This window comes from Halovenus aranensis (genome assembly GCF_900100385.1).
GTDB classification, from domain to species: Archaea; Halobacteriota; Halobacteria; order Halobacteriales; family Haloarculaceae; genus Halovenus; species Halovenus aranensis.
On sequence record NZ_FNFC01000004.1, the window covers coordinates 188,159 to 199,141 of the forward strand.

Sequence of the window (10,983 nt, forward strand, 5' to 3'; positions counted from 1 at the left end):
CGAGAGTCCAGAGAGACTATGGACGAGACGGCCGGCATCTACGCGGTACAGTCAGCGTATCTGGAACGACACGTGCAGGTCGGCATCGCACAGGGGCGTGTGTTATCTGTCGAGTTCCCACAGACACCCACAGCGGATGCCAGCGATGAACACGACCTGCTCGACCGTATCGAGGCATACCTCCAGGGCGAGCGCGACGATTTTGCCGATGTCGAGGTTGCCATGACGATGCCGACCGACCAGCGTGAGGTGCTGTCGGCGGTCCGACAGATACCCTACGGCGAGGACGCGACCGTCGAGCAGGTCGGACACATGGCAGCTGGCGTCGAACCAGACGACGACGGAGGCAAGATACGAGAGGCGTTAGCGGCGAATCCAGCACCCATTTTCGTGCCGACACACCGCGTCAGAGATGGACCGAACGGCATGCCGGCAGCGGTCGAAGGTCGGCTACGAACGCTCGAAGGGTTGTAATCAGTCGTCGGCGCCTGTCGGGACGAGAATACGGACCGTGCTACCGTCCTCGGCAGCGTCGACAATCCGGAGCTCTCCACCGAGGAAGGTGACGACCCAGTGGACGAGCCAGAGGCCGAGTGAGCTGCTGTGTTCCAGGTCGGTCTCGTGGCCGCGTTCGAGCGTCTGTCGCTCGACTTTCGGAATACCTGGCCCGTTGTCGGCGATATCGACCTCGACCATTCCCTCGTGTGTCGCGGACGCGCGGGCGCTTACGGTTACCTCGGGACTGTCCTCGTCGTGGACGATAGCGTTAGTCACCAGCTCGCGCAGGCAGATTTCGAGGGGGCCCTCGGGCACCGGAGTGGATTCCTCGACAGTGGCCTGAAGCGTCGCGTCGGGGTACTGGTCGTCGAGGTCTGTTACCACCGCATCGACGACTGCCGACAGCGAGGCTTCGGTGTGTTTCTCGTCGTCGTTTGTCGTCTCGACGATGCGGTTTGCGAGGCGTGCCTTCTCGCTGAGGTCGAGCAGGTCTTCGATTTTGGCCTGTGCCCGTTCGGCGTGGGCTATCCCTTCCTCGGATTCGAGTTCCGAGAGCAACAGCGATATATTTCCCGTGACGACGTTCAGGTCGTTGCGGAGGTTGTGTCGAATGACACGGTTCATCACTTCGAGACGCTGCTCCCGGGCTTTCAGTTCGGTGATGTCCGACTCGACGATGATAAACCGCTGCAGTTCACCCTCGACAGCGACTGGCGCGACAGAGAGGTCGGCGACGAACTGGCCGCCGTCGCGGCGTCGCTGGACGACTTCCCGCCTGACAGTCTCGCCATCTGTGACCCGGTCCCAGAGGCGCTCGTAATCCCCGGCATCGAACGACTCCGAAGCGAGGCGGTCGACAGAGCTCTGACGAAGGCTGTCGGGTTCGTATCCCGTTATCTCGTAAAATGCGGAGTTCGCATACGTAATACAGCCCGACGTGTCCGTGATTGCGATTGCGGTTTCGGCCTGCTCGACCGCGGTCTGGAAGAGTTCGACCTCTCTGCGCATCTCGGTCGCCGCGAGCGCATGCCCGATGGTGGTCCCCAGATGAGAGAGCGACTGTCGGTCCGATTCCCGGAAATCGACGCCGGGTTCGCTTCCTACGACGAGCGAGCCGTGGCGCTCTCCCCGATGCTCCAGTGGTACCGTTACGACGGTTCGCTCTGTGCCATCTGCGAGCGAGAGCTGGGTGCTAGTGAGCCAGGCTGCCCCGTCAGCGTTCTCGTCTGCGAGCCTGTCTTTGATAGAACCGAGGTCGACCGACTCGACTCCTGCCGACCCGAGTGTCGTCTCGTCAGGGGTTTGGACCCACGTGAACGCGAACCGGTCGATTTCGACCAGCCGCTGGCAGACCTGCCCGCACATCTGCTCGTGGCTACCGGCGGTGAGCAACTCTTGAGTGACGTTCCAGAGCTGTTCGTGAAGGAGTCGCTGGCGTTCGAGGCTCGCTGCGGTGCGTCGCTTCGTGACGATATTTTTGATGCGGTTACCCAAGATATCGAACTGGTCGTCGCCGCTTGTCTTCGGAAAGTAATCGTCGATGCCAGCGGTAATCGCTCTGCTCGCGACTTCCTCACTCCCGGCGGCCGTGAGCAGGAAAAACGGCATTTCGAACCCGCGGTCTCGAACCATCTCGAACAGCTCGATGCCATCGGTACCCGGCATGTCGTAATCGCTGACGATACACTCGAAGCCGTCGTCGAGGCGTTCGAGCGCCTCTTCGCTGCCGGTGGCCTGGACAACCTCCATGTCGTACAGTCGCTCGAGCTCTCCGGACACGAGTGTCCCGAAAAACTCGCTGTCGTCGACAACCAGGACCCGGATGCGCTGGTTCACGTTCGCCCCTTCGAAGCAACCCTTGAAAAAAGATTTCCTCGTTACTCCGTCTCCATATTTGCCAACAGGTGCCGTGAATCGGCCTTCCAAGCGAATCCGTGTTGTCGTGTCGGACCAGTCTCGCTTCCGGTGTCGTGTCGAATGTTACCGCACCGTGACCGTTAGTCGGCAGCTTCCCCACGGCGACGTGGGACGTGGCTCCCGACGCGAGTGTAGGTCCAAGAGAGAGCCAACCCGATGCCGAAGGCGATTGCTGCCGGGATAGCGACGATAAACATCGTCCAAACGCCGTTTGGCGACAAGAACCCGGCCGCTGCAAAGAAGGCCAACACGACTCCACGCCAACTCTCGCGCATCCGGCCGTACGAGACGATGTTGCCGTGGGTGAACAACACCATCGTGACAGGAATCATCGTGAGCGCACCGATACCGACAGTCAGGTAGATGACCAGCCAGCCGAAGCTGCTGATGCGGTAGGCTACGATCATGGAGTTGGCGACGACATCCTTGGCGAGCAAAGAGAGTATCGTCGGCGCGATATAGAGGAACCCAAGCGCCGTCCCACCGACCAGCGTCACGAACAGCGTCGCGCCCCAGTAGAGGATGACGTTCTGGTCGCCGCTGGAGATGCCACGTTCCTGGATAGCGGGCCAGGCGAAATAGAGCACGATTGGCACTGTCGCCACCGCGCCAAGCAGTGTCGAGAACTTGAGCATGAAAATGAGGGCCTCGACGGGATGGAGGACGACGATTTCGGGCTCTTCGGCGATTGCCTCGGGCATGTTCTGGAAGAATATCTGGCGCACCTCGTCGATACCGCCGAGATACAGCCACATGAACGAGCCGGCCATGACGACCATGAACGTGGCGACGACCCAGATTGCCCGCGAGGTCAGCGATTCGAGGATGAACCGGATGTCGTAGTAGTAGCCGCCGATGTCGTCTTCGGTCGTCTCGTCTTCGGTGAACGGGTCGAGCATCCCTGCCGCCGTCGAGGTAACGAGGTTCTCGTCTTCTTCCTCGGCCTCGGCTTCTTCGCTTTCCTCGTCTTCCTGTTCCTGTTTGTACTCCGCTGCCTCGTCGAGCCTGTCGAGAATCGCCTGTGCCTTCTCGGGGTTGTCGTTCTCGACTGCCTCCTCGGCGAAGGCGATAGCCCGCTCGCCGTCCATTTCGACGAACGCCTCGACGTTTGCGGCCTTGATTGCCGGAGTCTGCATCGCGCCGAGGTCCATCTCGGCGGGCTCGCCTGCCTCAGCGCCCTCGGCGTCCGCGGGCGCTCTTTGTCCGTCCTGGCGCTGGCTCGCCGCGACACTCCGCTCGAGTGCCTTAATTCGGAAATAGAACAGCGTCACGCCGGCGATTGGGAGCGCGGCCAGCAGACCGACGCCGACAGCAACGACCGTCGGCTCGAAGCCGAACACGCTCAACTCTTCGGGTGTAATCAGGACGCGATACTGTGACCCGGCCGAATCCAGCAGGTCGTTCGTCGCGGCGATGCCACCCTCGAGCAGATAGGCATAGACGCCGCCGACCGTCAGGAAGGCGACGCCTGCGAGGACGTTCCAGCGCGATTTGGCCACGTCAACCGTCGAGACCTGTTCACCGGCGCGTTTCGAGAGTACCGCGAGCTTGGCGAAGCCGAGGCTGATGAAATACAACAAGACGAGAGGCACACCCCACATGACCTGCGTGAAGGGGTCCGGCGGAGAGAACATGGCTCCGAAGACGAAGATACCGACGACCGCGTACCGCCACTTCTCTCGGTAGGTCTCGTACGGGACGATGCCAGACCGTGCCGTTGCGCTCATAAATAGGGGAAGCTGTGCGGCCAGCCCGAACGAGAGTGCCAGGAAGAAAATAAACTCCGTCCACATCACGATAGACCAGGTCGGCTTGAACCCGGCCTGGACGGCGTTAGCGGCGAGGAAATCGAACATAATCGGGAAAAACAGGAAGTACGCGTAGCTGACGCCTGCGAAAATCAGCAGGAAGATGATAACCACGAACGACCAGATTTTCCACCGTGGAACCTCCGACGACGGCCAGTACCCTCGGGCACGGAGCGCGTCCCGGCTGTAGTAGATGAGCACCGGCAGCGAGAACAGCGCACCGAGGATAACGCCGATTTTGACCTGGAGGAGAATGACGTCGAACGGCGTCGTCACGATAATCTCGGTGGCCTCTTCGGTGCCGGCATCCATTCGGTCGTAGACGAGGTCCGCCTTGAGCTGGTCCCAGACGAACGCGCGGAGCGCCCAGATGGTTACCATCATGAACGTCACGAAGACCAGAAACACCTTCTTCAGATGAGTCTGTGCCGTCGAAAGCATCGAACCGACGGCTGCCCGGCCGTTCGCCAGCGACCGAGTCGCGTCTTCCGGGAGCGCTCCAGACATCTATTCCGGTCTAACTCGTTGTCGGTTATCAATCTATTCATACCGAAACCGGAGGGCAGCACCCCTTCGGCCGAGAGAGAAGGCTTACAAGAGCCGACGGAGTATTCCCGTATCGATGGCTGACGGTGACGAGGAGACGGACGAGCCCGCACCGAGCAGCGACGCCGACGACACAGCACTGAACAACGGCACGGACGGGCCCACGACGCAGTACAACATCGACCAGGAGTGGTCGGGCGGGGCCAAGGCAACGCCGTCAGGGGAACCACAGGCCGCTGAACCGGTCGAGGAGAGTGCGGACGGCACATTCGAGGGCGCACCAGACGACCAAGAGATGCCGCTTACGGAACATCTCGAAGAGATGATAAAGCGCCTCGCCGCCGTTATCGTCGTCATGGGCGGCGTGAGTCTGCTCGTCTTCCCGGTCGCGCCTGACCTCATCAACTGGCTCTGGTACTCCTATCTGCCGGGGAGTCCCGAGGCGTGCGAGGCCGGTGCAAGCAGCACGAGTGCCTGCCCGCGTGTCTATCACCCGCTCGGACTCCTCTTTTCACGTATCAAAGTTGCCTCGCTGGTCGGGTTCGTCGTCGCCTTACCCGTGTTCGTCTACCAGACGTATCTGTTCATGCGCCCGGGACTGTATCCTCACGAACGGCGGTACTACCTGGCGGCGGTGCCGACGAGCCTGCTACTGGCCTTTGTCGGACTCTCGTTCTCGTATTTCCTCGTGTTGCCGGTTATTTTTACGTACTTCCTGTATTACTCCGAGGACGTGGCCCAGATTGCCTTCGGCCTCACCGAAACGTTCGACCTCATTCTCCTGATGATGGGGATGTTCGCAGCTATCTTCCAGATTCCGCTGTTCATCATGCTGGCTATCATGATGGGCGTCACGACACGCCGCTGGCTCGAACAGAAGCGGTACTACTTCTGGCTCGGCTTCGCTGGCTTCGCGTTCATCTTCAGCCCCGACCCGACCGGAATGGCACCCTTCATCGTCGGTATCACGATGGTGGCACTGTACGAACTCACGTTGCTGTTGTTGCGATGGACCGGGCGGTAACTCAGACTTCCTGGGGGTCTCGCAGTGAGTACACGTTGTCAATTTCGAACCGTGCACCTCCCTCCGCGCTGTCGGTTACGCCGACTTCCCAGCCGTGGCCGTCGGCGATATCGGCCACGATAGCCAGCCCGTAGCCAGTCCCCTCCGTGGCGTGTGTCACGCCCTGTTCGAAGATTTCATCCCGCTGGTCTTCGGGGATGCCGGGGCCGTCGTCGGCCACATAGAAGCCGTCCTCGGTCGTGCCGACGCGAATTGTCACCCCGTCGGTACCCTGTGTGCTGTCTGCCTCTGGTCCCGCGTGTTCGACGGCGTTTCGAAAGAGGTTCTCGAAGAGTTGTTGTATCCTGTCGGGGTCGGCGGTGAAGTGAGCGTCGCCGTCGAGTTTGAGCGTCGCGGTCTCGGTGTCGACGCTCTCCCAGGCCTGCTGTGCGGCCTTTCCCAGCGAGAGCTGTTCTTTCTCCATCTCCTCGTCTCCCCGTGCCCGGGCGAGGATGTCTTCGATGAGCGACTCCATCCGGAACAGCGACTGCTCTATCTTGTCGAGGTTCTCTCCGGGCTCTTCGGACAGCCGTGCGAGTTCGAGATGAGAGGACGCGACGTTGATAGGGTTCCGGAGGTCGTGTGAGACGATACTCGCGAAGTCGTTGAGTCGCTCGTTTTGCCGTGCCAGCTGTCGCTCCCGCTCTGCCCGTCTGAGTGCAGACTCGACCGTGCTGGCGAGGATTTTGAACAGCCGAATATCCGTCTGCTCAAAGGCATCGCGTTCGTCCGAATACGCTCCCAGGACACCGTACTCTCCGGCACGAACCAGAAGCTCTGACGAAACTTTTCCCGGGTGGTGGGACGTGGCTGTCGTAGCCGGAATGAATCCCATGTTGCGGCTCTCGCCAGTCTCGTAGACCTCCCAGATGAATTCACTATCGCGTCCGAGCGAGTCCATCCTGCCGACGCGTTCGTCTATCTCGTCTGACCACGCCAGCGGGTCGAGCGTATCCGTCGAATTCTCGTAGCGCCAGACGGCCACCATCGGGAAATCGAGTATCTCTTCGGTCGCCGCGACCGCGCATTCGGCAATCTCGCGGTCGGATTCGGCGACGACGAGGTCTCGGGTAACGTCGTGTAGCTGTTCCAGATTCTCCTGAAGCGTGACCTGTTCGGTGATGTCGCGCAGGAACACCGACAGCCCGTCGTTCGATGGGTACGCGTTGACCTCGAACCACCGCCCGAGCGGCCTGTAAAATTCCTCGAAACTAGTCGGCTCCTGTGTCTCGATTGCCCGGTTGAACTCCTGGTAGAACTCGGTGCTCACCGCCGCCGGGAACGCGTCCCAGAACCGAACGCCGGTCACGTCTTTGGCATCGACATCGAGCAAGAACTCGGCCTGGCTGTTGAGGAAGACGAATCGCTCTTTCGTATCGAGTGCAAAAAACGCGTCGGTGATGCGGTCGAGCGTCTCCTCGAAGCGCGCACCTGTCCCCTCGATTTTCCCCCCGGCGTTTTGAAACTCGGTCACGTCGAGCAGATACACCTCGAGTCCGCCTCTCCCGTGGCTGACGACCTGTGCGTGGAGCCACTTGCGCGTCTCGTCATGAAAGACACGCACGTCCGTTTCACCACCAGACTCACGCAGTTCCTGACACGCCGCCGCCAGGTCGCTGTCTGTCCACTCTGGAAACACCTCCCACAGCGACGTTCCGAGTGCCTCCCTGGGAGCCCAGCCCGTCCAGGAGGCGAGGTCGGGGTCCCAGTCGATGATGTCGTCCTCGGTATCGACTGCGAGATAGTGGTACGGTCCCCGCGCCAGCCTCTGCTCCTCCGTGGAGTCGAGGACTTCGCTGAGGAGCGTCTGGGCGTTGACCTGTGGCGGGGCCGACGGGTCCAGATGGTGTATCTCGACTCGCTCCGGGACTGCTGCCACCTCGCCCGTAAGCTCGAAGATTGGGACGGCGCGCGCGTCGACGGTGTCGAACACCGCTTGCTGGAGGTCACCGTCGGACAGTGCTGGCCCACACAGCACGCAGTCGATGCGGTCGTCTGTCAGCACCGACCGGAGACGGTCAAGTTGTGTCGTCACCACTCTGGCGGGCCGCTCAAGCCGCTGGTCGAGGCCCGAGACAATGTCGAGCCCGTGTTGTTCGTCACCCACGTATGCCACGACCAGCGGCTCTCGCATGGTATATTCATCGTTACTCTACTGAATAATAATTGTGGTACTGGCGAGCCCTTCTCGACAGAACGAACTTTCGGTGACAGGCCAGTATGGACCAGACCAAGCAGTAAAGGGCAGATACGGTGTCTTCGTGGCTGCCCACGCCGGATTATCCGCCCCAGAAGTTGTCCCGACTGCCCAGCCTCGGGTCGTCTTCCTCGTCTTCTTCTTCGTGGTCGCTCTCGTCTTCTGCCTCTTGTTCGTCGTCCTCGTCGACTTCCTCTGCATCTTCGTCCATCGGGAGGCGTTCGACTTCAGTTGCGCGGGCGTGATTTGACCGCACTTTCGTCACCTTGACCTGAGCGCGTGCAGGCGGGAGGAGGCCGTCGACCATGATTATAAAACCGTCTTCGGTTCGACCGACGCCAGCCCCGCTCTCGTGGATATCCTCGACGGTAACAACGACCTCCTCGCCGGGCTTGACCGGCTGAGATTTGAGGTCCGAGATCGGCTGGTTGTAGTGGTTACACCACTCCGCCCCACCACGGTCACCGTAGTGTTGACATCCCATCCCCTCGATTCGCTCACTGTAACTGGGACAATCGTCGGCGAGTGGGCAATCGGACATTACCCTCAATACTCCGGGGTTGGATTAAACGCTTACGCAACGGCGAACGCACGCTCTCGCTCCGAGAAGTCATGACAGACTACGACATATCAACTGGTAACATGAAATCTGAACGAGGGGGCTCCGACGGCGGTCGACTACACACAGAACATGCTGAGACACAAATTGTATTTTGAATCTTGGGCAGTTATTTGAAGACTGGCTGTGACGGCCCCCGCATGAAGCGCCGGAAGCTGCTTCGGTGTGCGCCGCTGGTGTATCTGGGGATTGCTGGCTGTGCGACCGAGAGTGAGCCAACACCGACCGAGACAGCACGGACCTTCGAGCGCCACGTCTCGGTCACGGCCGTCGACCAGCCGTCGGGCAACGGCCCTGTCGAGTTCGACGTGACAGTCCCAGACGTTGCGGTTACCTCCGAGACGACGGCGTTCCTCGAGATCTCGACGACGAACACGGGCGGCTCCGTCTGGGAGGTGCAGACACCGTTCTACAAGGGAAAAAGTGCCAGCAACGAAGGAGTCTTGTTGTACTCGCTCGATGCCGCCGACCACCCACCCCGAGAGTACGAGCCGTCCTGTTATGTCGACCCGGAGCCAAGCCAGGAGTCTGTCTCCTACACGGGCGAAGGACTCCCAACTCACGACCTCGCACCGTCTGAGACGGTAACAGACGAATACATTCTCGTCGACGACCCGACCCACGCCGGCTGTTTTCCGGCCGAGCGGTATCGGTTCGAATCGACGCCGGCCCTGTCCGACGAGAACGACGACTGGATGAAAGACGTTGACCTATCCTGGGGATTCAGTATCGAACTCGCTGAGCCTGTCAGCCAGCGGTAGCTACGGCGCTGGTAACTGGTTAGTAACTATATCAGCGCTGTCGGACCGTGACCGCGCGAGAACAAAAAGAGGTGAGCGGCAGACCTTAGCCGAACATCTGGCGCATCATCGGGTGCATTTCCATCAACTGCTCTTCGGCCATCTGCTCGTAGAGCTTGTAGGTGATAGAGACAGTCAGCAGCAGTCCTGTCCCCGAGACGCCACCAATGGTACCGAGCATGTTCGCCGCCACCGCCAGCACGCCGACCAGTGCACCGCCGATGACGGTCACCTGCGGGATGTACTGGCCGAGCACGCGCTCGATACTCTTGACGTTCTGTCGGAAGCCGGGAATCTGCATCCCGGAGTTGTGAATCTGTTTTGCCGTCGCCTCCGGCCCCATGTCGGTCGTCTTCACCCAGAAGATGGCGAAGATAGCACCGCCAACAATCATCACGGTCAGGTCGACCCCGACGCGGACCATGATATCGATGGCTTCCTGACCGCGGCCGCCGCCGGCGAACCACATCCAGTCGTCAGGGTTCTGAACCGGTGCCACGTAGTAGAAGAACCCACTGATTGGGTTGCCTTCGCTGCTGTAGTCACCGAGCCAGGCGGGCATGCCCGCCCACTGTGAGTGGACGATACGGCCCAGGAACTGGAGGTTCATCTGAAGCGCTCGGACGAGAATCATCGGCAGGACGCTCGCGTAGATGAGCTTCACCGGGAACCGGCCGCGTGCACCTTTGACACGTGCGTTCGAGAGCGGTATCTCAACGCGGACGCTCTCGGCGTAGACGACGATAACGAAGATGGCGACCGTCGTGAAGATAGCGAGTAGCTGTCCCTGTCCGAAAACGAGGTCACGGATTCCCTGTGTCGTGAGGAGCCCGCCTGAGAGGCTCTGCTGGCCCAGGGCCAGGCGGAACCACGTTGGGATTATACCGTACGATTCGACGTTAGCGGGTGTAATGAACGGGAACTCAATCAGGCCACCAATCAGTCGCTGGCTGACGCCGGCGATAATGAACAGCCCGACACCGCTCCCAATGCCCCACTTGCTGACGACCTCGTCCATATAGAGGATGAGGACACCGCCGATGAACACCTGCAGGAAGATAATCCACTGCAATCCGGCGTCAGAGAGTCCGAGACTGCTCGCGAGCCCCGAATCGACAGGGAGGAAGCCGCCGGTGAACACCATTGGCATGCCCGTCAGGACAATCATCACGAGCACCAAGAACTTCTGGAGACCCTGGTAGAGCACCTGGTCTCGGGGGTTGTTCTGCGTGTCGAGTCCGAGCAGGTCGGCACCACCGAGCAACTGGAGCACGATGCTCGCAGTGACAATCGGGCCAATTCCAACCTGTAGAATCGAGCCCGACGACCCTGCGAGAATCGACCGGAACTGGCCGAAGATGTCAGTTCCTTCCCCCTGTGCCACGCCAAACAGCATGACGTTGGTCAGGAAGAAGTACAGTACCAGTATCCCCGCTGTCCAGCCAAGCTTGCGCTTAAACGGGACGTGCCCGTCCGGCCGTCTGACCGAGGGCATGCGGGTGAGTACGGGTTCGGCGGTGTCCTTCCAGCTCATA

Annotated in this window: 7 protein-coding genes and 1 pseudogene; 3 read left to right on the forward strand and 5 right to left on the reverse strand. The window is 60.6% G+C overall.

Annotation, left to right across the window (positions count from 1 at the left end):
* Window positions 1-18: 18 nt before the first annotated feature.
* A complete protein-coding gene (locus BLR34_RS05725) occupies window positions 19-474 on the forward strand; it encodes an MGMT family protein (RefSeq protein WP_092700442.1) in 456 nt (151 codons plus the stop codon).
* Here BLR34_RS05725 and BLR34_RS05730 read toward each other — a convergent pair whose 3' ends face one another.
* Window positions 475-2,334: a hybrid sensor histidine kinase/response regulator gene (locus BLR34_RS05730; protein ID WP_143414128.1), complete on the reverse strand. Its 1,860-nt coding sequence runs from the start codon at window positions 2,332-2,334 to the stop codon at window positions 475-477. It lies immediately after the preceding gene.
* A gap of 161 nt (window positions 2,335-2,495) precedes the next feature.
* Entirely contained in the window at window positions 2,496-4,730 is a 2,235-nt protein-coding gene (locus BLR34_RS05735) for a twin-arginine translocase subunit TatC (RefSeq protein ID WP_092700449.1), read from the reverse strand.
* A 121-nt stretch (window positions 4,731-4,851) separates the two neighbouring features.
* Here BLR34_RS05735 and tatC point away from each other — a divergent pair.
* Window positions 4,852-5,787: pseudogene (gene tatC / locus BLR34_RS05740) on the forward strand (twin-arginine translocase subunit TatC); the annotation flags it as partial.
* Between the two features lie 7 nt (window positions 5,788-5,794).
* Here tatC and BLR34_RS05745 read toward each other — a convergent pair.
* Window positions 5,795-7,966, reverse strand: coding sequence for a PAS domain-containing sensor histidine kinase (locus BLR34_RS05745; protein WP_092700455.1), 2,172 nt, complete (start codon window positions 7,964-7,966; stop codon window positions 5,795-5,797).
* A gap of 145 nt (window positions 7,967-8,111) precedes the next feature.
* On the reverse strand, window positions 8,112-8,570 hold the full coding sequence (locus BLR34_RS05750; protein WP_092700458.1) for a TRAM domain-containing protein: 459 nt from the start codon (window positions 8,568-8,570) through the stop codon (window positions 8,112-8,114).
* A 218-nt stretch (window positions 8,571-8,788) separates the two neighbouring features.
* On the opposite strand from BLR34_RS05750, the gene BLR34_RS05755 reads away from it, so the two are divergent.
* Window positions 8,789-9,409, forward strand: coding sequence for a DUF8130 domain-containing protein (locus BLR34_RS05755; protein WP_092700461.1), 621 nt, complete (start codon window positions 8,789-8,791; stop codon window positions 9,407-9,409).
* An 85-nt stretch (window positions 9,410-9,494) separates the two neighbouring features.
* Here BLR34_RS05755 and secY read toward each other — a convergent pair whose 3' ends face one another.
* On the reverse strand, window positions 9,495-10,982 hold the full coding sequence (gene secY, locus BLR34_RS05760) for a preprotein translocase subunit SecY (RefSeq protein ID WP_092700464.1): 1,488 nt from the start codon (window positions 10,980-10,982) through the stop codon (window positions 9,495-9,497).
* Window position 10,983: the final 1 nt, after the last annotated feature.